The sequence below is a fragment of the Paenibacillus sp. HWE-109 genome (genome assembly GCF_022163125.1).
In the GTDB taxonomy this organism is placed as follows: domain Bacteria; phylum Bacillota; class Bacilli; order Paenibacillales; family NBRC-103111; genus Paenibacillus_E.
This window is the reverse complement of the sequence record NZ_CP091881.1, coordinates 8,987,755-9,010,336: the sequence shown is the minus strand read 5'-3', so window position 1 is coordinate 9,010,336 and position 22,582 is coordinate 8,987,755. Positions and strand designations below refer to the sequence as shown.

General features: G+C 44.6%; 19 protein-coding genes. 2 read left to right on the top strand and 17 right to left on the bottom strand.

The window, feature by feature from the left end; translation table 11 throughout:
* Positions 1 to 147: 147 nt before the first annotated feature.
* The 11 genes from LOZ80_RS38800 to LOZ80_RS39650 form a co-directional block, all read right to left on the bottom strand.
* Positions 148 to 486, bottom strand: coding sequence for a dual specificity protein phosphatase family protein (locus LOZ80_RS38800; RefSeq protein ID WP_238169461.1), 339 nt, complete (start codon positions 484 to 486; stop codon positions 148 to 150).
* 214 nt (positions 487 to 700) lie between these two features.
* Positions 701 to 1,255 (bottom strand): GNAT family N-acetyltransferase, encoded by a 555-nt coding sequence (locus tag LOZ80_RS38795; RefSeq protein ID WP_238169460.1) that lies wholly within the window; start codon positions 1,253 to 1,255, stop codon positions 701 to 703.
* Positions 1,256 to 1,379: 124 nt separating this feature from the next.
* Positions 1,380 to 1,934, bottom strand: coding sequence for a hypothetical protein (locus LOZ80_RS38790; RefSeq protein ID WP_238169459.1), 555 nt, complete (start codon positions 1,932 to 1,934; stop codon positions 1,380 to 1,382).
* Positions 1,935 to 2,186: 252 nt separating this feature from the next.
* Complete coding sequence (locus tag LOZ80_RS38785) at positions 2,187 to 3,083, bottom strand: AraC family transcriptional regulator (protein WP_238173231.1); 897 nt, start codon at positions 3,081 to 3,083, stop codon at positions 2,187 to 2,189.
* A gap of 198 nt (positions 3,084 to 3,281) precedes the next feature.
* Entirely contained in the window at positions 3,282 to 4,088 is an 807-nt protein-coding gene (locus LOZ80_RS38780; RefSeq protein WP_238169458.1) for a Cof-type HAD-IIB family hydrolase, read from the bottom strand.
* A gap of 87 nt (positions 4,089 to 4,175) precedes the next feature.
* Entirely contained in the window at positions 4,176 to 5,042 is an 867-nt protein-coding gene (locus tag LOZ80_RS38775; protein WP_238169457.1) for a carbohydrate ABC transporter permease, read from the bottom strand.
* 15 nt (positions 5,043 to 5,057) lie between these two features.
* The gene (locus LOZ80_RS38770; RefSeq protein ID WP_238169456.1) at positions 5,058 to 5,966 is read right to left on the bottom strand and encodes an ABC transporter permease; all 909 of its coding nucleotides are present in this window, start codon (positions 5,964 to 5,966) and stop codon (positions 5,058 to 5,060) included.
* Positions 5,967 to 6,034: 68 nt separating this feature from the next.
* A complete protein-coding gene (locus LOZ80_RS38765) occupies positions 6,035 to 7,570 on the bottom strand; it encodes an extracellular solute-binding protein (RefSeq protein ID WP_238169455.1) in 1,536 nt (511 codons plus the stop codon).
* 277 nt (positions 7,571 to 7,847) lie between these two features.
* Positions 7,848 to 10,055, bottom strand: coding sequence for a helix-turn-helix domain-containing protein (locus tag LOZ80_RS38760; protein WP_238169454.1), 2,208 nt, complete (start codon positions 10,053 to 10,055; stop codon positions 7,848 to 7,850).
* A gap of 179 nt (positions 10,056 to 10,234) precedes the next feature.
* Positions 10,235 to 15,946, bottom strand: a complete 5,712-nt coding sequence (locus LOZ80_RS38755; protein ID WP_238169453.1) for a DUF4962 domain-containing protein — start codon at positions 15,944 to 15,946, stop codon at positions 10,235 to 10,237.
* Positions 15,947 to 16,176: 230 nt separating this feature from the next.
* Positions 16,177 to 16,374: a DUF4368 domain-containing protein gene (locus tag LOZ80_RS39650; protein WP_443147002.1), complete on the bottom strand. Its 198-nt coding sequence runs from the start codon at positions 16,372 to 16,374 to the stop codon at positions 16,177 to 16,179.
* Positions 16,375 to 16,565: 191 nt separating this feature from the next.
* Between LOZ80_RS39650 and LOZ80_RS38750 the strand changes: the two genes are divergently transcribed.
* Complete coding sequence (locus tag LOZ80_RS38750) at positions 16,566 to 17,378, top strand: pentapeptide repeat-containing protein (RefSeq protein WP_238169452.1); 813 nt, start codon at positions 16,566 to 16,568, stop codon at positions 17,376 to 17,378.
* 7 nt (positions 17,379 to 17,385) lie between these two features.
* Here the strand turns inward: LOZ80_RS38750 and LOZ80_RS38745 are convergent, their stop codons facing one another.
* The 5 genes from LOZ80_RS38745 to LOZ80_RS38725 all read right to left on the bottom strand — a co-directional run bounded on the left by LOZ80_RS38745 (position 17,386) and on the right by LOZ80_RS38725 (position 20,126).
* Positions 17,386 to 17,919: a GIY-YIG nuclease family protein gene (locus LOZ80_RS38745; protein ID WP_238169451.1), complete on the bottom strand. Its 534-nt coding sequence runs from the start codon at positions 17,917 to 17,919 to the stop codon at positions 17,386 to 17,388.
* 66 nt (positions 17,920 to 17,985) lie between these two features.
* Positions 17,986 to 18,405, bottom strand: coding sequence for an ankyrin repeat domain-containing protein (locus LOZ80_RS38740; RefSeq protein ID WP_238169450.1), 420 nt, complete (start codon positions 18,403 to 18,405; stop codon positions 17,986 to 17,988).
* A 235-nt stretch (positions 18,406 to 18,640) separates the two neighbouring features.
* The gene (locus LOZ80_RS38735; protein ID WP_238169449.1) at positions 18,641 to 19,375 is read right to left on the bottom strand and encodes an aminoglycoside phosphotransferase family protein; all 735 of its coding nucleotides are present in this window, start codon (positions 19,373 to 19,375) and stop codon (positions 18,641 to 18,643) included.
* A 99-nt stretch (positions 19,376 to 19,474) separates the two neighbouring features.
* Complete coding sequence (locus tag LOZ80_RS38730; protein ID WP_238169448.1) at positions 19,475 to 19,810, bottom strand: hypothetical protein; 336 nt, start codon at positions 19,808 to 19,810, stop codon at positions 19,475 to 19,477.
* 85 nt (positions 19,811 to 19,895) lie between these two features.
* The gene (locus tag LOZ80_RS38725; RefSeq protein WP_238169447.1) at positions 19,896 to 20,126 is read right to left on the bottom strand and encodes a hypothetical protein; all 231 of its coding nucleotides are present in this window, start codon (positions 20,124 to 20,126) and stop codon (positions 19,896 to 19,898) included.
* Between the two features lie 971 nt (positions 20,127 to 21,097).
* On the opposite strand from LOZ80_RS38725, the gene LOZ80_RS38720 reads away from it, so the two are divergent.
* A complete protein-coding gene (locus tag LOZ80_RS38720; RefSeq protein WP_189021072.1) occupies positions 21,098 to 21,352 on the top strand; it encodes a hypothetical protein in 255 nt (84 codons plus the stop codon).
* Positions 21,353 to 22,029: 677 nt separating this feature from the next.
* Here LOZ80_RS38720 and LOZ80_RS38715 read toward each other — a convergent pair.
* Positions 22,030 to 22,518, bottom strand: a complete 489-nt coding sequence (locus tag LOZ80_RS38715; RefSeq protein WP_238169446.1) for a DUF2199 domain-containing protein — start codon at positions 22,516 to 22,518, stop codon at positions 22,030 to 22,032.
* Positions 22,519 to 22,582 lie beyond the last annotated feature (64 nt).

Genomic DNA, 22,582 nt, shown 5'->3' with positions numbered 1-22,582 from the left:
CTACTACAGGGAATGCCTTTTTTGTCGTTAGCCCTTTGTGTCGGCGGAACTACAGGGCTCCCAGCCAGAGACTTCCATTACATCCGCTGTAGCTCTTTTGTTTTGGGTAATTAAACCTCTTGTTCTCCGTCTAGTTAAGCCCTGCACTCAGTTTGGATATTCTTTCTTCCACTCTTCGATTAGCGGTTTGAAATTTTTATCAGGTTCTATAATAGGGCGCTTTGATTTTATTTCTTTAAAAGCTTTTGTGAAAGAGCCCCTTTTCTCACCTAAAAACCACAGCAGCAACATAACAGAACGAGACCTTCCTTGATGACAAGTAACAAGAATTCGTTTGTTTTGTTCGATTCTATTTTGAAGGACTTCCTTTGCTTTTGGTAAAAACTCTTTCGCTTCCATTAATTCCCCATCACGAAAAGGAAATGCAATATATTCAATTCCTTCTGGTGTATATACATTACGATTTGACGATCTAATGTCTCTCAAATCAATCCAAACATTGATGCTTCATAATACACCTCTAATTCCTTTACTCACATGTTACCATATTTAGGAATTCCCAATCGTTTTTTCTTGAAAATTCTTATACTAATGTTGAACAAATCAGCCCTAATTTACATCATTAAAAAGCCGCCAATATGGCGACTTCTTAATGGTATTTATTCTTGTCCTGTAACAATGTTGGGGAGTTAATCACTTATTATTCAAGCATCAGATACCAATAAATCGCGATTTCATCGCTTTGTTTATCTAAGCCTCTGTAGACGTAGGAATCAAAACCACCGATGACAAAACCGCAGCTTTCGTAGAATTTGCATGCGCGGACATTATTACTTTGCGTCTCCAGCATGATTCCCGGCATACCGCCATCCTTCGTCCAGCGTTTGGCCTGTTCGATTAGTTTGCGGCCAACACCGCGTCCTCTATATTGCTTGTCAACTTTGATATCTTCCACATAGGCATATTTGTTCCAATTTCTTTTCAAAATAACTTGACCCACTACTCGATTATTTACAAGCGCTAAATAGATGATTTGATCAGGATTGCCGATGTAGTTCGAATAATCCTTCTCCGTCTCTTCTTCAAAGAGCAAGTCGTTGTAGCTTTTCTTGCTAAGAGGTTTCTCTTTCACTGTATATCCGATTCGCTGTCCCGTTAGTTGCAAGACAAGGGTAGAATCCACGATAAAGCTATCATCAAGGTTTGTACCCCCGTCATCGTCCCCAGCCGTTAGTTCTCTGATTAAAATATCCATATTCGTCCCCCTAAAGATTTATAAGGTGTGAATAACGATACGGCGGGGGACCACGGACTTAACGGAATACATATTGATCCGTCATTTTCACGACCTCCTAGTATAATTTTAGCCTGTAAGATAGTTATAGAATTAGCGATTGTTTAGAACACATACGAAGCTTTTCCTGATCCTCTAAAAACTTCTTACATGCCTCTGTTACCGTGGGGTGGTTTTTCATCACATACGATTTCCAAACTTCGCCCCGACTTTCAATAAATCTAGACTCTACTGCATCTTTGGATACGGTTAAGAGTATACATTGTGCATTCAGCTTTAATAGACGTTTTTCCAGCATTTCAATTTCTTCGGAATTTATAAAGGCCGCTCGATGATTGACATTGAACCTCTCCAAAAGATAAAAGACACCGTTAGATGGTTTCGTATGCCCAAGTGCATCAATCCATTCGAATTGCTGCTCGAGATAATCAACATGACGATTTAAAAGCTGAATATGTTCAACCTTGTCCATGGATCTTAAAACACCCTGGTATGAATGCAAAACTTGCGAGTAGTGTTCACTTATTGCAATTATCGTCTTTTCACCATTGTGTGTTTGGCTATGTAATCTCTTTATTGCAGAAAATACTGATGTTTTTCCTGAGGTAGACAAACCTTCAATAATTACTCCTCGAATCATATTTCACCTCTTCATCCTGTTTCCGTAGCTCGTTACCATGAAAACGGCAGCAGATCGTAAAGATCAGTCGCTTAAGGGATAATTCATTATTCGGTTAGACCTCATTCTTTTCCTTCATTAGCGTAATCTGCATTTCAAGCATTGTGCAAAAAAAGACCCACAGCAACGGCTGAGGGGCTAATTGATTAATGCCAGATGAATTAAAGAAAATTCTCTACTTTTTGGGCATTCTTCCGCTTGAAATGGTTTTCATCACACTTTACGAACTGCAAACCATAGTTCGATATAATTGAGGTCGTCTTTAGCACCGTACATTTCGAACTCTATTCCGTCCACCTGCTCATATCCTGCGGTCGGGAGCCACTCGGTGTAAAAGCGTTTGTATAGCGTTTCGATCGTCGCGCCGAACTGATCCCATGGATGCGGCTCCGACGGAAAGATCGCCCATGTATGCGAGGGAATACTCACCGTAGTGTACCCGGCCGTGTTACTCCCTTCTCTTTTGAAAGCGCACAGCATGTACGGGAACGTGTCTAATCCGGTCTTCCGGTAGCTGCATACTGCATGTACGGCATGCAAATCCTGGCTAACGAACGCTGGCAAATCGCCTGCACATGTTTCAAGCCTCTTCACGTCGCTATTCGCAATGCTCTGCTCCCACAGCTTCGCCGGTGTCTGCGGCGCCTCCCCGCCCCCGTCTACGCGGAATACACCTTCAATACCGAACACTTCAAAACTTTCCTTCGTTTCGATTCGATAATTCATTGCCATTGCCCCTTTAATTGTGATAAGGAAGGATAGACGGGGATAAGCTTTAAGGGCAATCCCCTCCTGACGGGCCATGGCCGGCGTGATCCCGTGAAGTGAATTGAACGCTCGCGCGAAAGAAATTGGCGACTCATAGCCGTACTTCAGCGCGACATCGATCACCTTCGCCGCCCCACCGTGCTGCAGCTCCAACGCGGCAAGCGTCAGTCGTCTCCGCCGAATATACTCCGCCAACGTCACGTCAGTAATAAACGAGAACATCCGTTGAAACTGATATGACGAACAGCAGGCCATGTGGGCCGCTTCCATCAATTTGATCTCTCCAGTGAGGTTTGCTTCAATATAGTCTATCGCTCGATTCATCCGCTCCAACCACTCCATCTTAGTCCCTCCTCTCGATTTCAATTATAGGCGCGGCGGAAAATAGGTTCGCAACATTTTGTGCCAAAATAAGTTACTTCTCAACATATGTTACGAGGTTTGCTGCCACTTTACTTCAAAGAAAAGCGAACAATCGCCTGCAGCGGCGATCTGCTCCTTGGTTTGTCTAAACTAATGTTTCCCGTAGTTGAATCATTTTTACCCATTGATTACACCCACAAATCTTTCAATTGCAACAGCAACACCATCGTTATCATTTGAGTCGGTTACGTGGGCTGCACAATTTTTCAGTTCAATGATCCCGTTCTCCATTGCGATGGGAAATCCGCACATTTGGAATAGTCCTAAATCGTTAAAGTCATCCCCGAATACCATTACATTTTCTGACTTCACCCCGACATCATTAAGCACCCATTGCACGGCTTCTTCCTTTGATGCTGATTTTTGCATAATTTGAACCAATACCCCTCCATCGGTTGCGATTGCGTTCACATGGTCGCCGAACTGCTCTATTATATCCCTCCATGTGCTCCAACCTTGAACCAATATTTTGGTGGGGGAGAGTGAACTAATAAAATCGTTATCAATAACCTGGGGTTTCGGATCATTCGAACGAAGACCGAATTGAGCACGCTGCGAGTCGGGAACTGGTCTACACGCATACCACGAATCATTAACCTCGTATGAAATTAACGATTGAGGAGCATGTAACTCGATGAATTTGTTAATCTGTTGGCTAATCTCGTTTGGGATGCTAATGTGCCGCTGAGTTTGCTTAGACTTGCATGTTATTAGTGCACCATTGTAATAAACAAAGTAGTCTACAAAAGGAAAATTCTCTACAAAATGATTCGCCGCTCTAGGCGGTCGCGCCGTGGCAACAATAATATGAATTCCAGAGTCATAACATCTTTTAACAGTCTGATAGTTTCTAGGTGATATGCTCTTGTCACTGCCAAGCAATGTTCCGTCCAAGTCTAATACAATTGCCTGTATGTCTGACATCTGTATCTCTCCTTACAAATAATTCCTCCAACTATAACCTAATTTCAGGAGAGATGATAGACTCAATATTGAATTAATCTGCCTATTTCACCCTTTTACCGACCCGACCAGCACACCCTGCGTAAAATGCTTCTGGATGAACGGATAGACCAGCAGAATAGGCAGTGTACTTACCAGAATGACCGTATACTTCAACGATTCCAGCACGATTTTCGTATCTCCAACCGCGGAGCTCACCGTCGTATCGCCAACTTGACCAATCAAGACGATGTTTCGAACAATGACCTGTAGCGGGAACAGATCGGGATTTCGCAAGTAGATAAGTGCAGAGAAGAAATTCCCCCATATGCCCACAGCGTAAAAAAGGGCGATGGTCAATAAGACCGGCTTCGACAGCGGAAGCACAATTCTTAGCAGAATGCCGAGGTCTGATAAGCCGTCGATTTTGCCGGACTCCTCGAGCTCGCGTGGAATGCCCTGGAAAAACGTGCGCATGACGATTAAATACCAGGAGGAGACAAGCCCAGGCAGTACCATCGCCCATATGGTATCGAGCAGACCGTAGCTGCGCACCGTGAGATACGTCGGGATCAAACCGCCCGTGAACAACATCGTGAAGACGACGAGCAGCATGAATGTTTTACCGAATACGAGCCCCCTTCTTGACAAGGCATAAGCACCTATGGTCGTGAATGCCAACGATAATACCGTTCCTAGCACGACATAAATAAGCGTGTTTTTATATCCGATCAGAATCCGTTTGTCTTGCAGGACGGATCTGTAGGCTTCAAAATTAATGCCTTTGGGCCACAGCGCAATTTCATTGCGAATCACATAGTCCGATGCGCTTATGGAAACCGCTGCCATATGGATGAAGGGAAATAGCATCAAGCAAACGAGTATCCCCATAAGAAGAACGTTCATCCAGTCAAAATAACGAATTCGCTTCTGCATATGTTCATTTCTCCCCTACCATAAGCTGGTTTCTCCCAGTTTACGGCTAATCTGATTGCTGGAATAGACGAGCAGGAATCCGATGATCCCCATGAACAAGTCGATGGCCGATGCATAACTGAAATTTCCTTGCAACACCCCCACGCGGTATACGTAAGTCGATATGACGTCCGACGTATCGTAGGTAGCGGGATTGGACAACAAGAATACTTTCTCGAAACCGATTTCCAGCACATGACCAATTTGCAAAATAAACATAATTACAATTGTCGGCGCAATACCGGGCAGCGTGACGTTCCACGTTTGCTTCCATCTGCCGGCTCCGTCCATTTTGGCCGCTTCATACAGCTGCGGATCAATGGTTGTTAAAGCGGCAAGAAAAAGGATGGAACCCCAGCCGATTTGCTGCCAAATTTCTGAGCTGACGTAGATCGTGCGGAACCATTCTTCTTTTTGCAAAAAATTGATGGCCGGCATCCCTAGCGCTTGCAGCGTATGGTTGATCCATCCCGTGCTCGGTGATAGCAGCAACACGATCATACTCGAAACAACCACCCCGGACAGAAAATGCGGCAGGTAGCTGACCGTTTGTACAAATCGTTTGTAGATCGTGCTTCGAAGCTCATTCAGCAGAAGCGCGAGAATAATAGGTGCAGGAAAACCGAAGAAAAGCTTGTAGGCTCCAAGCAAAATCGTATTCTTGATAATGACTAACGCATCCCGGTTGTCGAGGAACAGCTTATAATATTTTAACCCTACCCAAGGACTTCCGGTAAAGCCCTTAAACACGTTATAATCCATGAACGAGACGACGATGCCGAACATCGGAACATACCGGAACATGATGTAATAAACCAATACCGGTGCAAACAGCAAGACAAAGGTTCGATCACGCTTCAACTGCCTGAAGATGGATAGCTTCATTTCCTTACCTCCTCCCGAAAAAATCAAAGGGCCAAGCCTTGGATGCGTTGGCCCTTCGCTTCGACTATCTATTTTTTCGATTTGACCCGATCAAATGCCGTTTGGTACGCATCCAACATTTTCTGCAAGCCAAGCTTGTTCAGCTCGCTGATAAAGGTATCCCACTGCGTCAACGGCGTTTCACCCATAATGAATTTGGTCACAGACGTTTCATAATATTTATTCAATTGCTCTTCGGTTGTCACGATTGCACTTTTTTCATCCGGCTTCAAAGCCGGCAGGACATTAGTAACCGGGAATTGATACTTCGCCGCCTCTGAATAGGAATATTTTTCGTTTTCGTTGCTCATTGACGTAATGGCACTGTAATCGAACTGTCCGTAGGTGCCCGCCGTCATAATGCCCGTTTCTTTGCGGAGATCGTTTGCTTCTTTAATGGTTGGGTTCATTTTCCTTTTACCGTTATCGATTGTGTAGGTCTCCCCTTCTTTCCCCCAACTGAGCATATCCGTTCCTTCTTTGGAATACGCAAAATCAAGATAGCGGAGAACGACGTCAAGGTTTTTCGTTTTGGACGATACGGCAAATCCAAGCGTTTCATAGTTTCCTCTAGGAAGGTATGGTTTGCTGCCCGCTCCGACTGGCGGTGCCATAAATTTCAGATGCTCCCCGTTCTTAAACTCCGTGTTCATTGTTTCGATCTGGCCGATGTATTGAACCGTCATGAACGACTTGTTCGTCGCGATGAATTGCGTCCAAGCCTTATAATCCATTGTTAGCCAATCTGGCGGGATAAGGCCTTCCTTATGGAATTTGCTCAAATATTCGATCATTTTTTTGAAGTTTGGATCCGTCGCCCCGTACTTGAGCTTACCTGTAGCCTGATCTTCATAGATCCCGGGATAAACGCCAAAAGCCGGCCCGAACGTATTGAGCGTACCCAAAGCGTGACGGAAAACAAACGGATAGCTGTCCGGGTACAACTGTTTCAGCTTCTTCGCCGTTTCGTACAGTTCATCCCACGTTTTGGGCTCCTGGAGCGAATTTTTCTTTAGAACATCATCCCGATAAAACCAAACCATCTGATTGCCTGCACCTGCACCGTCGCTGAGCAACTGGTACATCTCTCCTCCGGGCGAAGTCATCCTTTGGGCGACATCCGGATGGGCAGCCAGGAACGTTTTGACGTTCGGCATCTTATCCAAATGCTTGGACAAATCAAGGAATGCACCCTGTGGACCATACTTCTGAGCATCGCCCACATAAATCGCGGACACGTCGGGCATATCCCCCGATGCGATCGAAAGTGCTAACGACTCTGGACCCGTCTGCGTCTCTTGCTTCACCGTAATATTCGTTTTTTCTTTCACCCATTTCCATATGGGCCAATCCGGCTTGGCAGGCCAGCCAGGAGAAAGCTCCGTCAACATGCGAAAGCTTCCCGCTTCAGGCAGTTTGGCCGCAGTTGTACTTGTTGATGCGCTCGGTTTGGGCGAAGTGGATGAACCATTCGTTTCGTTGCCTTTGTCGGAACAACCCGCGATCAAAGCGGATGAAAGGATGACAGCCATAGCCCAGTACTTACCTTTGCTCTTTTGTCTCAATTTAACATACACCGTCCCTTTTTCTTTGTGTATTAAGGATGCGTGAGGACTATTCAAGCTGATGAATCCGCTCTCATTTCCTGAGTTTCATCCGATAACGTTATCATAGGACAACGCCAGTTCACCGGTAAATGAACGGTTCTCATCCGTTTGCAACTACTTTCCGGTTTTCCAAAAATAATATCAACTTTTGTAAAAACGCTTATAACCCGCGTGAAGTCACGCTTGATCAATAAGAAAACGGATCTCGCCATCCTCGTCTGGCGGATCCGTTTACTCAGGAAGACGACTCGTTCCTCTTCCGATACTCGCTTGGCGTGATGCCAGTATATTTCTTGAACATGCGGTTGAACGATGCCATGTTCTGGTATCCGACAGCTTTCGAGACGGCCTGGATCTTCATCTGGTTATCGGCTAAGAGCACCGTCGCTTTGGCAATGCGGGTTTCATTAATATAATCGACGATGTTCTTCCCCGTCTTTGCCTTGAAATACGTCGATAAATAACTGCTGCTCATCTTTAATTTATCTGCGAGCACGTCAAGGTAAATCTCCTCTGCCAAATGCTCGTTGATGTAATCAGTAGCCATTGATGCAATAGGATACTTCTCTTGCTTCTTCTCATGAACCGCATCCGCCGTCTGTGTCACCCATTCGAGCATCAGCCGTTCCAATTCCGTTACTGTGGAACAGCGCTGAATGCGTTCAGCCGCTTTGCCGAGAATCGACTCCAACCTGTCCGGATCGAGATGATTCGGAAGCATCGCGTTCCGGATTTTACCGATCATCGAATCGGCGAACCGCATCATAGCTGCAGCAGGCAGTTCCTTGCCTTTCCATTTGGCGAATACTCGTTCCATAAGCTCAATTAGCTGAGACGTGTTGCCTTCTCTCAGATTGGCCTCGAAAGCTTTGTCTTGATCCGCCGAGAACCCGATTGCTGCTAGTGTGGCACGCTTTTGAATGATTTGCGATTCGTTGCTGAGCAGGCGTTCTCCGACCAGCTCCTGCGCCTCCGCGTACGCTTCCGTCAATTGAGCCGAATCCGAGTAAACCGGCGTAAGCGCCATAGTCACAAGGGCATGCTCCTTGTCGTGATTGAACACGTCTTTGATCTGAACGAGCAGTTCAAGCACTTTCGCTGTTTGTTCGGTGTATACAAGGCTCAAAATTTGGTGGCGCTCAATCTGAAAGGTGAGCGCATCAGCGAATTCAGGCTTGATCAGGCTTTCTATGTATATTTTGCAATAATACAGCCAGTTCTGGAGTAAGGCAGCTTGCGCGCTGTCCAAGTCGCTCGTTTCGTGAATTTGAAAAAGGATGAGCACAAACGGCTTGTCAGCAAATTCCAGCTTCATCGAGTCGGAATTCTGATTTCGAATCGCCTTTACGTGGTTGATGAATGAAAATTGCTTCAAGATCAGTTGATTATCCTGAATTTTATCGCGAATAATATTAAATTCCTTGATGCTTGAACGGAATGGCACATTGTCGTTCATTTTGCGAATCGAATCGATCACTTTCTTCAATGGGTTGTTGATGCGTGCCGCGAACAAGAACGAGAAAAGGATGCTGAGCGTGATCGCAGTCACAATCATGACGATAAGCGTCACATTCAGCCGCGTCTGATTAGCAATCTGGTCAACGGGAACGCGGTCGACGTACGTAAATCCGGTGCCATCTCCCACTGTCTGGAAGTGATATTTCTCATCTTGAATGAAAGCGTCCCCATTTCGCTGCCAATCCTTGAAGTCGTTGAACGACTCCTCCTTGACGCTCTTAAATATTGTGTTGCCGGCGCTATCGTAAATCATAAAATCGTTAATGCCTTGATGGAACGCCTTGAACATTTTGGCGGCATCGAGAAAGACGACCATATAGAAATCCGAATTTTCCTGATTCTTGATTACGATCGGTATGAATTCGCCTAGCAGTTGCGGACGGTCGCGGAAGATATAATTACTTATATTTGCGGCGGGTAAAACCCGACTCGAATCTGGTTCCGTAAATTGCTGCCTCCAAAATTCGAGCGGATACTCGCTGCTTCGGTAGAACACATTGAACATCAGGTTGGCGTTCGTGCTCGTGCTTTTCTCCAAAACAAGCTCATCACGCTTCGAATAAAACAATATATTTTCGATAAAAAGATAGGGATTGGTTGTCCAGGTTGTAATATTTTTCTGAATGAGGGATAAATTGACGTAGTTCGTTTTTTTGGCCATGAGCTGCACTTCTTCGCTGAAAAAAAACAGCACCATCTGCTTGCGGATCAGGTCCAAATGCTTTTCGTAGCTGTCCTTCGCGTTGCTCAGCATAAGCGTATTATATTTGACGACTTCCTGTCTGACGTTTTCTTTGGAAACGGAGATGGCATAGATTGTGAGGGAAACGAGGAGTACAACGATGCATAGGAACCCGGCAATCAGCCGTATAAAAAGAGAATGAGATATGTTTCTGATGAAAAGGATCGGTTGAAAATTGTTCATAACCTCCCCCTCCCTTTTTCTCGCAAATGTCGCTGTTTTGATGGTTTATGGTATTAATTTATCTTAACAAATCGGATGATTCGTGTAAATGACCGTGTTAAATTGTTCCAACAATCGGACTGTCCCAGAATAAGAAAGACTTCGGGGACAGCCCTGGCATCCTGAATTGTCACTTCATGCTAATTGTACAAGGACAAATAATCGATCAAGAATTTACTCGTATATCGGTTCGTGCTGAACCGGAAGGTATCGATCCCCGTCGCGGTTGCGTTATTGTAAAACGGAATTCCGCTGATTTTATAGACGCCAAGCGCTCGATCCATCGTGCCGGGAGCGTCCACCACGCCAACGTAGTTTTTGAAAGCATCGGCCTGCATCGTAATGTCATACGTTTTCGCGATCGTATCGAGATCAATGCGGAGCGTGAGCCACTGATCGCGAGGCACGGTAAAGCCGGAGGACTTCGGAATTTTGAAGGCCGTGAGTGTGCCGTTGACCACCTTCCAATAACCGAATGTACCGTCCGAGAAACTGTTGAACCGCACGACATCTGTCCCGGAGCCGCGCAGTTTGATCTCGAAGTTGCCGATGTCGTGATTCAGCCGGCTAAACATGAATTTGGTTTCGAACGTCACCTTTCCGCTCAACGCCGCATTCGTTCTCGTGATAACCGGGCTCTCCGTATAGTCGTCATCCGTCGGGGCGTAACTATCCGTCACCTGCAGTGCATTGCCGCTTGCATTCGGTGTCGGCACGATCGCTACCGCTGTTCCGCCAGTCGTCGACACGGTCCAGCCGCCTGCCGTCGTCATGTTGCCTGTCGTCCGCTCGTCGAACGACTCATAATACTCACCGCTGCTGCTTGCAGTAGGCAACGTCACCGTCAAGATCGGGCCATCGGCCGATTCGTTGCCTTTGGCATCCGTCGCTCGAATCTGGAACGTATAGGTGCCTCCCGGCTGCAGCCCCGCTACATCGCCATAGGTGTTGCTGCTCACTGTCCCTGCCTTCACGAAAGACGATTGGGTTGCATCCTTCCTGTAGATCGAGTACGAAGCAACAACGCCCGAGTCATCCGTTGCGGAATCCCATTCCAGTTTGGCTGCGCTTGGGAACAAATGAACGGACCGAACAGCACTCGATCCTGCCCACGAAGGAGGTGTCTTATCGACTGTGGTTTCGTACAAGGACACATAGTCTAATAAGAATTTGCTCGTATATCGGTTTGTGCTGAACCGGAAGGTATCGATCCCCGTCGCGGTTGCGTTATTGTAGAACGGAATTCCACTAATCTTATAGACGCCGAGCGCTCGATCCATCGTGCCGGGAGCGTCCACCACGCCAACGTAGTTTTTGAAAGCATCGGCCTGCATCGTAATGTCATACGTTTTCGCGATCGTATCGAGATCAATGCGGAGCGTGAGCCACTGATCGCGAGGCACGGTAAAGCCGGAGGACTTCGGAATTTTGAAGGCCGTGAGTGTGCCGTTCACCACCTTCCAGTAACCAAATGTACCGTCTGAGAAACTGTTGAACCGCACGACATCTGTCCCAGAGCCACGCAGTTTGATCTCGAAGTTGCCGATGTCGTGATTCAGCCGGCTAAACATGAATTTGGTTTCGAACGTCACCTTTCCGCTCAGCGCCGCATTCGTTCTCGTGATAACCGGGCTCTCCGTATAGTCGTCATCCGTCGGGGCGTAACTATCCGTCACCTGCAGCGCATTGCCGCTTGCATTCGGTGTCGGCACGATCGCTACCGCTGTTCCGCCGGTCGCCGACACGGTCCAGTTGCCTGCTGTCGTCATGTTGCCTGTCGTCCGCTCGTCGAACGACTCATAGTACTCGCTGCTAGCCGCAGGCAGCGTTACAGTCAAGCTCGGACCACCAGCTGATTCGTTGCCGTTGGCATCCGTCGCCTGTACTTGGAACGTATAGGTTCCCCCCGCTTGCAGGTTTGTCACATCGTAACTATATGTGCTGCCTGTCACCGTCCCTGCCTTCACGAAAGACGATTGGGTTGAGTCCTTACGGTAAATCGAATAGGAAACAACCATTTCCGAGTTATCCGTTGCGGAATCCCATTCCATTCTTGCTGCGCCTGGGAACAAATGAACGTCCCGGACTGCGCTCGATCCCCCCCATGAAGGAGCTGTATGATCCTCGGTTGTGACTGTCACGCCAGTGGTTGCCACCGAACGATTATCGCTCGTATCCACGGCTCTGGCGGTGATTACGTATATCTTCCCAGGACTAAGTCCTGTAATCGTCGCCGAGAGCGCACCGCCCGGGACCGCCATTTTCTGTACGCCGTTCACATACAGCGCGTACTCTTTCACCCCGACATTGTCGGTCGAAGCGGACCAACTAACCGTTGCGGAAGTTTCCGTACGAGAAACCAACTGCAAATTGCCAGGCACAGTAGGTAGTTCCTCGTCATCCTTCTCCTCGATCAGGCCGATCCAGTCCAAGTTCATTGCGCCGCCAGCATTCCACATCGTAATGTCGACCGGACCTGCCGGCAGTTGCTGTCCTGTTTTGATCCGCAGCCCTTTCCACGCTTCAGGGACCGTCCCCCAATCGACGGTTGTCGGCGCCTCGGCATAATAGGGCTGGTTGCCGATCATCATCTGTCGACCTGTAAGCGTACCCGTCGGCAAATCCCAACCTGCTACGTACTTCAGAACGAGATCATATTTGCCTGCTTTCGGGACTGTGAACGTCCATTTCGCCCACTGCCCTTTCTGATCCCAGTTTCCTAAACCTACCCCACCGGATAAGAACGGCCGGGTCGAATATTTCGTAAAGCCTTTGCCGCCCGAAGAGGTAAAGGCCTCCGCCTCCTGCCATAAGAGGTTCAGGTTCGAGCGCATTTCATCCGGATTGTTCCATGTCACCGTACTCATCAGATTGTCGTTTCCTACCCGCTTCAGCTTCAGCGTCCCGGACGCACCGCGCATAATGACGTTTGCGTTCTCTTCGAGATACAAGCTGTGCAGCCGCCCATGCTTCTCGAACAACAAACCGGGAGGCGCTTCTACGACCTCATAGAGCCCCGCTTCATTGGTCAATTTCCCCCAAGCAACGGACTCGCCTTCCATATCGCTGTGCGCTTGCAGCGTCACCGCCTTCGCAACACCGTCGTCAATGACCGTCTGCAGCGTCACGTCAGCGAGCGCTTGCGGCACAGGTGCATTGTTCAACTTGAAGGCGCGTTGCCCCTTCTCTGCATGAACGGTTAGCCTGCTTCCATCCGTGTCCCATTGCACGCCGCGCGTGCCCATGGCTTGGGCGATAGAGCCGCCGCGAGAGAAGTCCGTACCGCTGCCGGCCTCACGCAAACGGGTGATGCCAGGCGCGTAGATAGAGAATTGCGAATCTGACGGACTCGATACCGACAAGCGGTCACCTCCGTATACGATCGTAGTTGGGAGATCGCTGTCGATCAATGTGACGCCGTTCTTGACGACCTTCGTCCCGTCGACAAGCATCACGGTATCGCCCTTCAAGGCGACAGCCGTTCCCTCGAAGCGAATACTTCCCGTATCAATTTCCCCGCTGGATGTCATCCGGATGTAGACAATCGAACCGTCTGCGAAATTCAGCTTCAGGTAACTGCCGTGATCTTCCGATACAACGTTCTGAGGCGCCGAATCCCGCTTATAAGCTTCCATAGTCGCTACAAATGTCGTAGCATTCGCTTTGGGTGCAATGAATGCTGCATGCATCTGCTGCTCGGAAGCGTACGTCCCGCCAGGTTGCAGATCGGTTCCATTGATGCCAATAAACCGGTCCTCGTATTCTGTGCGCAGATTAGGAGGAGACTGGAACCGAACTTTGAGTCCTGCTTCACCCTTCAGGATCGTCGCACCGGCATGATCAGCATCAAGCTCAAGATTGTCCTCGGCATGCAGTCGCCATTCGAATTCGTTGCCTGCCGGATTCGCCGACTGCAGCTTATCAATGACGACGAACATGTTCGGCCTGACATAAATCACCTGGCGCCCCGCCTTGGTCAAGACCCCCGGATAGGCCGCCGATGCATCGCCGCTGACGGCATCAAAATCGGGATGCGTGACAAAGCCGTATACGCGTCCGTCCGCATCAATATTCCCGACAGGCTGCCCTTGCTTTCCATCAAACGTAATGGCGTTTGAAGATAAGGTTTGCTTCGCATAATTTAAATCATGATCGCTGCCGTAGTAATCGTAATAACCGCTCTCAATGGCAAGCGACTCGCCGAAGGCGTTAAGTACAAAACTGTTCTGATCAGCATGACTATGATTGAAGCTGCCATACGGACTCGATTTGAAGTAGAAGGAGACGCGATCCGGATCATACAGCTTGGAATGCATGGCAACCAGTCCGACATCTTCAAACCATCTGGCATCCGGCAAGTCCATAGGCGGCATGGAAGCTATGCTGCTGTCTCCATAGAAGTAATTATTCAACTGAATATCCGGTCCCGAACCGATCGCTTCTCCTGCCCATTTCAGCCGGGGATCGCCATTCATCTGAGAAAGGCGGTTGTACATAGTAACGCTTGGTCTGCCCGGCGAATATTCGCTATCATCCCCGAAGATCCCCTTAGGGCTGCCATTTGGAAATGCATATAGCGGATACATGCCTTCATTGCGGGTATAGCTCTTGTCATACAAGTTTATGCCCGTAGAAGCAAGGAGAACATCCATGAATTCTTGGCCGATAAAAGCTGACCACTGCCAGTATCCCGTCCCTTGCGCCCAACCGCCATTTTCACCGCCCCAAGGTGGCAAAATATTAATATATGCCGGGACGATCTGACGATACCATTGTTCGGCATCTGCAACATCGTGAAGCATGGCGGTCGCGATAATACCGATGTAGCCAAATGCAGACCACCCGTGCGAATCGTAAGGATTCTTTTGGATAGGATGGGCAACTACAACATCGTTCACCATCGTCGTCGTACGGGTGGTTATCATCGCTTGGACCTGTTGTTTCTCCGCAGGAGACAGCAGTCCGTATAGCCAGTCGTAGGCTATGGCAGAGCTCAGCGCAATGGAGCGGTGCACCTGGTCTTGAATGACGTAACTCGTTGCCCCACTTGGGTTCCAAGAAGCGATATTGAGAAGCCGGTCCTTGGCTTTCTGTCCAAATTGCGGCGAGCCCGTGATCAGATACAGAAAGGCGGTGTCCAGCATTTGACTGACGGCGCCTTCGGAATAGGTTCGCAGCACGCTTTGCGCAGCAACAAAATCCTTATCGCGAGGATGTGAGGCCGGATAAGGGAACGTCGGTTCAGCAGGGAGCGGGTTATTAAGATTAGCGGTCACCGAAGCCAACTTCGTCTCGTAGACCGATTTCCCTACCGTCTGTGAAAGGCCGCGAAAATCCGCAAGTGTCTCCGAAGTTGTCCATATACGCGGATGCTGAGCGGGTAAATTAGCCATAATCTGATCAATCGATGGCACGGCGAACGGAACGTTCTGCTCCTCAATGCGGAACTTTCGAACGTCGCTCCATACCGACCAGCCGTCGGCCGGTTTATGGAACCTTACCCGCCAGTACCAGGTTCCAGCATCGAAGACATGAGGAAAGTTGTAAAAATTATTCGATAACGCCGAATTCTCGTAGACAACATCCGATACCGTCGCACTGCGGCTAACCTGCAAATCATAACTGTCCGCTCCGGGAACCGCAGGCCATTTGAAATCAGGTGGATTCTGCGTCGTCACGAGCGAGTCCGCCGGTCCGAATGGCAAGTTGTAGCCGGTTAATACCGACGCAGGCCAGGTCGTTGCCGCTTCAGCCACGCGGGAACCCATAAGAGGTCCATCAGTAAACAAACTTGCAACCATGACGAAGACCATGCCTATGGCAAGTCTTCTCACCTTCATCCATCCACTCACTTCTCGATCATCCCTTCCATCATGTGCATTTAAAATCGCAGGCCGATTCCTGATGAGTTTGAATCCGCTTTCAATAATCCCCCCCTTTCTCACTACTACAATAGTAGTCAGCAACGAACTTTGCGTATATGAACAATGCTTCCAGCATTCAACTTTTTTTGTTATCTTCAAAAAAAAGTACCAACTTGCAATAAAATGACTAAGAAAACCTTCGCATAGTTCCCCTTTTCTTAAATAGGAAGCATTCTTCCATTTGGTCTTCTTCTCATCCGAAATACATCCCCATCCGCTTGAACTTCAATCTTATCAATAAACCTATGCACCATCTCAGAAGTCAGTTCATCCAACTTCATGAACTTCTTGAGTTCCTTTTTCAATCGAACAATACTTTCCCCTGTGCTACTCCTTGCTATCAGTGGTCGCTCCATGTAGTAAAAAAGGTGCGAACCGTAAATAACAGAGGTCAATACAGTTTTTGGATAAGTTTTCTGAATCTAACGGTCAGGGCAGTGGAAGATTGTGAGCTTTTAATATGAACAGATTTAAGCTATTATTGATTACAAAAATAGAATTTTATTGCATTGTCCTTGTCATAAAAATGAAATAGGAAGTGTTTTTTTTGAATAACAAATTGCAGTCTGACTGTGAAAATTGTTTTGGGCTATGTTGTGTGGCGTTACCGTATGCAAAATCAGCAGATTTCGCTTTTAATAAAGAGGGCGGAGTCCCTTGCCGTAATTTGTGTCAGGATAATCGTTGTAGCATACATGAACATCTAAGAGATAAAGGTTTTAATGGGTGTGTCACTTACGAATGTTTTGGTGCAGGACAACATGTTTCACAAGATATTTTCAAAGGTAATGATTGGAGAGGAAATCCAGAGCTATCAAAGGAAATGTATGCAGTTTTTCCTATTATCCAACAATTGCATGAAATGCTTTACTACTTAAATCAAGCTTTAGATTTAGAAGAAACTCAACCCATCCAGAATGAATTGCATAGCGTATTTGAAATGACTTTGTCTCTAACTAATCTTAGTCCGAAAGATATTCTAAATTTAGATGTACCCGCTCATAGAAACATCGTGAATATTTTATTACTTAAGACAAGTGAATTGGTTCGAAAAGATTACGTTCAAAGTAATAAGAAAAGCATGATACGCAAGGATTTTTTGGGTACGAATTTAAAAGCTGCTAACCTGCGAGGTATGAATTTAAGGGGGGCATTATTGATTGCATCCAATTTGAGGGACGCTGACTTAAGAAATGTGGATTTCATTGGTGCAGACTTAAGAGATGCTGACATATCAGGTGCAAATCTTACAGGATGTATTTTTCTTACTCAAGCTCAAGTTAACTCGGCTAAAGGTAATAAAGATACTAGATTACCTCGTTACTTAAAAGTTCCTGATCATTGGTTGATAAAAAAATAAGCCCTGTTCATTGGGCTTGATAGAATGGAGAATTTTTATATGCAGGGGTAAACAGTTCCTGAAGCTGACTTTGCATTTCCTCTTTGTAGAGTTCAAACACTTCGGAAGGGTGCGGGTCTAAACTTCTTGAAGCTTGTACTTGCAGGTCTCGAAAACGTTCCTTCTGCCGCCGCCCTAAATCATTCCATAATTCAGGCTGTTGTTGTAGTCCTAGTAGCATAAGCCTGTCGGTAGCCTTCATATCAGACGGAAAAGAAGAGGGAAAGGTCATTCCTTCAAATGGGTTAGTGAAGTAATCATCCTCATTCTTAAATCTTGCTCTTTGTGCTTCGATACGCCACCAATGAGGATGATTTTTCGGTAAGTCTTTGCGCTCCTTGTGCCCTTTATCGTAAAAGTTAAATCGGTTACTCCCTGTACCTCCCTTGAAATGATTTTTCAATCTTTTCTCAGTTGTAGAATGACCGACATAATACTTTCCATCTGAAAGCTTAAGAGCGTATACAAATCTAACTGCAAATTTATCTTCTAGTATAGGCATATCGCGTTTTTACCTCATATGAAATTAACCTTTCAATGCTATATTTCTGCCCTAAACCCAATACTGTTAATTCCGTTTATTTTGTTCAAGAACTTGAATAATTTTCTTAGAATTATATGATTTCGCGATATCTATTGGGGATAATCCTCGACTATCCTTTATATCAACATCTGCTCCATTGTCTAGCAGATACTCTATCATGTCCACAGGTTCTTCCCCCTGCTTCCCACCAGTTTGAATTGTTCCATCAATAGATGCGTCTACAGCTTGATGTAAAGGAGTCCATCCGCCAAAACTTTGAAAATTTACATCAGCGCCATGATTAAGCAGGAATTCAACCACTTCTTTTCTTTCATTTTCTACCGCATACATCAGTAAAGTCCAACCCGTTTCACTCACATTATTTATATTCATACCTTTTGATATAGAACTTACTATATATTCGATGTCGCCCACAGCAGCAGCCGTAAAAATATTATTATTCATACCAGTCCTCCTGTATTGCCTTTACTTGAACGAATGCAAGCAATTCTTATACCCCCTAAAGTAGAACCCTGAAAAGACCCCTTCGAATCAATGAATCTTCTCTTTTATTGAACTCCCTCGTTCTCCGTTATTATTAGCATATAAAGACTGGAAGCCTTTTAACTGGTCCATGTGTGAAGTAAACAGAGTCAACACATCTATAAAATAAAAACAGTGAAAAACGCCTAACCACAACTTATTCGTTAGGGCATTCACCTACTCTAGCCGTAATAATCACAGATAGATAATCATGTATCATTTCTCGGGTAACATTCATTTCGATAAGATATAAATCTGCCAGCGTTTTCTTAAATCGCAGAAGTGTTTCTCTATCATCTGCACCTGCTGGAACTGGTGTATATTCCACCAAAAAAACAGTTCTTGCAACATCATATAAAAAATCTCCATGGCACACATTCATGAAGTCTATAACCATCGTATGCCCGTTTAATAGTAATATATTACCCGGATGAAAATCACCATGACAAAGCGTATCTCCATCTTTCAATCTATCCAAGATTTCTAAAACTTTTTCTTGTTCCAATAAATTGGCCGATGACGTGTTTAATATATTGGATTTTAAAAATTCTTTGTAATCCTGTACATTGCTAACTCTGTTCTGAACGATTGTCTTATGCAGCCTCGCCATATGTTCTGCACATCCCTGAAGGTCACCTGTTTTCAAAACCCAATCCAACAGGGATTCTCCCTCCACTCTGTCATAAATAATACCCATTCGCTCTTCATAACAAATAATTTGATATGCCTTTGGTTTTGCAAAGTTCATACCATTGATTGCCTTTGCGTTTTGAAACTCTCTTTCTACCGCATTTTTTGGATATCCCTGATCGAAAAGCTTAAGCACTGTACCTTCTTCCCATTCATATACAGTTGCTGTATTGCCTTCGCCAATTATTTTCCCATATTTCAATTATGTCACCCTGCCTTTCAATGGGGAATATTATTATAACTAATCATTACAACTCTTTATTTTTTACAAATCCAAAAAAAGTTTCTTGCCTGTTTGGATTCAACCCTTTGCATATAACTTCAAATCACAATGACCATAAGGAAAAGCTATATTAGAATCAATATTATATTCATAACAATCATTGTCCACGATGTCCATATTCCACTCTTTTCTGAAAGACAACGTTTTTCCTTGTCTATCCTTGAAAAAAGTGTAATTTCCTTTCACAGACATATCACAGGGGGAAACTTCTATTTTCCCTGCTATAACTTCTTTAAAACTTAGCTTGCCGAACCCTTGAATCTGAACAGCTATATTTTCACTTCTTTCAACAATCTCCCTAAGACGAGTTTCACTTTCAAGACTTACGTACTTATTCCAACTGAATCTCGGCATTAGACTCACACCCCAAACCATGATTTCCAAATTCTTTGGGAGTTTAGTCGTTATGTCAAAGAAAAGAGTCTTTCCATCATAAAAGTCAACAGTATCGTTTTGAAGGGCGACTACTACAGTAAATACAAGTTACATCACCGCATGGGGCTTTCAGCCATGTATTACAATAAGCACAAAATTCATGATCATACTTATCGTAGTTAATAATTGCAGTACCACATTTAACACAATTTTTATTGGGAACAATTGCTCCACCAATTTGAAAAAAGTCATCTACTATTACTTGGCGCTCTTTTTTATTAACTCTTATCTTCATTCATCAACCCCCTTTTATATAAAATCGTGCTTTCATATAGTTATTCCATTCCAAAAGAAATCTAACAGATTACTTAAAACCAAAGTAATGAACTGAACATAGCAAACACGACAAAGGAAAAGATAAGACTTGTAAATATCATGGTGATTGCGAAAACTTTAAAGTGGATTAGTTATTACTGATGCTCCGTCCATGGGTGACCCTGGCTTCGCAACTAATTGAAAAAGTCCATATTTCTCAAATGGTTCTCCTATTGCTAAAACAAGTCCACTAAAGTACGAGAAGAGCGTCCAGACAATGGCAGAAAAAAAGCTAACCATTATAGCCAAAATGACTTGAAAGGATTTTCCGACCAATATCATCCACCACCGTATAATAAAATCATTCATTTATTCACCATTTAACATTACGAAGATCTCAACAATGGCAAATGTGATGTAACTAAAAATGTAATTTGAAATAATGAATGGTTTCTTGGAAAATATTTCTTTCACGCACCTACTACCTATTCCAACACTTAATCCATAAAAAACTGCACCATTAATAAATACATATAAAAACCCGCCGCGTGATAAGGAGGAGGAAGAAAATAATTATTTTGCCTGAATGAATCAAGATTTCATTGATTTCACCATCCACTTTTATAACATAGTCATTCCTATTCGTAATTGTCACTAAATCTCCAGAGAGATTATCACCATTCATTAAATTTATGGAAATCTTATAATCATTTCTAAACAGAATCCGAACTACCGATTCTGCTGCATTTTTTGATGTTTTGTGCAGTTAAGGTTGAGACTGCTTTCGAAGAAGCCGAAAAAAATGATTTATCCAAGTGTGCAACTCCTTGTAAGATTTAACGTACATCGAACCAAAAAATGTTACATTTTGGTAAAGATGTTGCGTTTACCCATCGCATCCTATATGCTTTTTACGTAAGAGAAACTACTAATTTCGTGGAGGGATTACAAATGAAAAATCGTTTGAAGTCATTCGTACTATCTGCTGTAGTTGTTGTTTCGATATTGAGTGTCACCTCTGCAGTTTCAGCACATCCTCTAGTGAATATTCATAACTACAGTAATTATAATTCCTATCTTACCGCTTTAACTCAACAATATTGGATTGATGGAAGCAATGCGCATGATCAATGGGAACTTGACGCACAAAATGCACAGTACGAAGCAGACATTGCTGCTGCAAAAATTTATTTTGGTGTAAATTAATGTAAAGCTAATCCTCTTTAATTAGAAGCTCTTTTACTTTGGGGCTTCTTTTTATTATTCATAATATTTAGTAGCAAGAAACCATTAGATATAAAACCAGTCTTTTATTAGATATCTTTGTTTTGGTCTTTATAACGTTGCAATTCCTCTTGTTCTGACGTATCAATTCGTTACTTACTTTACTTAATTCGCTATCTGGAATATCTCGTTCATTCTCGAATTTCTCTAATCTCTGGATTTTTAATTCAACTAATTTCTTCTTGGCCCAGCATCGATTGCTTCTAGCACCCAATTGCCATCTTCATCTCTATCCTGTAGTTCAGTTCCCAAAAAAACCTCCAATAGGTCATAACCATCAGGAAGTGAGATTACAGGGTTACCTCCAATAACTAATGAATGAATTCAGACTTTCATTTCTAACCCACTTTCAAAATCCATTTCCAATACTCTTCTCCATCAGGGGCTTGAAAAAACTGTTGCTTATATTTTGATTGAATTCCACTACATGAATCATACCAATATTCACCAAATTAACATATGAGCGAGTCGAAAGGTGTAGAACAAAAGAACCTCCTCTTCAGGAAGTTCCTCAATTTATTATTAAATTAGGTCATTGTATGACTTCGCTACGAGAACACGATGTCATAAGATGTTGGCTGCTTTCAAACCCTCATAACTTACTGACTATGATTTATTATATGAGCAATTTCTTTTACTCTCTCCATTGTAATTCCTTCTCTTTGTTCAACTGCAAGTGGATGATCAGTCTGTTCTAGTTCTATTAACGGAACAGCGCCAACTTCTTGTGTATGTACCATTGTTTTCAACGACAGTGTAGTTACTGGATATATTGACAGCTCCGTCGACAACCAACCAAAATAAGGTTGCTCATTCTCCCTTCCTTGTACGTGCAATAATTCATTGGATTTCAAAAAATTCTCTGCACTAAGAGAAACCCAAACACTCCAAATAAATTTCTCATTACAATCAATTATCGGTATTTCAATATGTCCTCTTATATAGAAATATTGTTCATCAATTACACAAAAATCTCTAGTTAACTCAGTTCTTTTCTCTTCTGGTACCGTGTAAAAATAGTACGGAGCTTCAATTCCGTAACATAAAGGAACTTCACTTAATTCATTGTTACATTGAGGGCAATTCATGGTTTCTACTCCTTTATCATTTCTTCCCAATTTTATAATATGTTCTTGTATTCACGAACCGAGA

Coding starts and splice junctions, on each gene's coding strand:
- LOZ80_RS38760 (WP_238169454.1), bottom strand. CDS start 10,055: ATGAACAATTTTCAACCGATCCTTTTCATCAGAAACATATCTCATTCT.
- LOZ80_RS38795 (WP_238169460.1), bottom strand. CDS start 1,255: ATGGATATTTTAATCAGAGAACTAACGGCTGGGGACGATGACGGGGGT.
- LOZ80_RS38745 (WP_238169451.1), bottom strand. CDS start 17,919: ATGCCTATACTAGAAGATAAATTTGCAGTTAGATTTGTATACGCTCTT.
- LOZ80_RS38770 (WP_238169456.1), bottom strand. CDS start 5,966: ATGAAGCTATCCATCTTCAGGCAGTTGAAGCGTGATCGAACCTTTGTC.
- LOZ80_RS38725 (WP_238169447.1), bottom strand. CDS start 20,126: ATGAAGATAAGAGTTAATAAAAAAGAGCGCCAAGTAATAGTAGATGAC.
- LOZ80_RS38730 (WP_238169448.1), bottom strand. CDS start 19,810: ATGCCGAGATTCAGTTGGAATAAGTACGTAAGTCTTGAAAGTGAAACT.
- LOZ80_RS38775 (WP_238169457.1), bottom strand. CDS start 5,042: ATGCAGAAGCGAATTCGTTATTTTGACTGGATGAACGTTCTTCTTATG.
- LOZ80_RS38780 (WP_238169458.1), bottom strand. CDS start 4,088: ATGTCAGACATACAGGCAATTGTATTAGACTTGGACGGAACATTGCTT.
- LOZ80_RS38715 (WP_238169446.1), bottom strand. CDS start 22,518: ATGAATTGCCCTCAATGTAACAATGAATTAAGTGAAGTTCCTTTATGT.
- LOZ80_RS39650 (WP_443147002.1), bottom strand. CDS start 16,374: ATGGAGCGACCACTGATAGCAAGGAGTAGCACAGGGGAAAGTATTGTT.
- LOZ80_RS38720 (WP_189021072.1), top strand. CDS start 21,098: ATGAAAAATCGTTTGAAGTCATTCGTACTATCTGCTGTAGTTGTTGTT.
- LOZ80_RS38740 (WP_238169450.1), bottom strand. CDS start 18,405: ATGAATAATAATATTTTTACGGCTGCTGCTGTGGGCGACATCGAATAT.
- LOZ80_RS38790 (WP_238169459.1), bottom strand. CDS start 1,934: ATGATTCGAGGAGTAATTATTGAAGGTTTGTCTACCTCAGGAAAAACA.
- LOZ80_RS38785 (WP_238173231.1), bottom strand. CDS start 3,083: ATGGAGTGGTTGGAGCGGATGAATCGAGCGATAGACTATATTGAAGCA.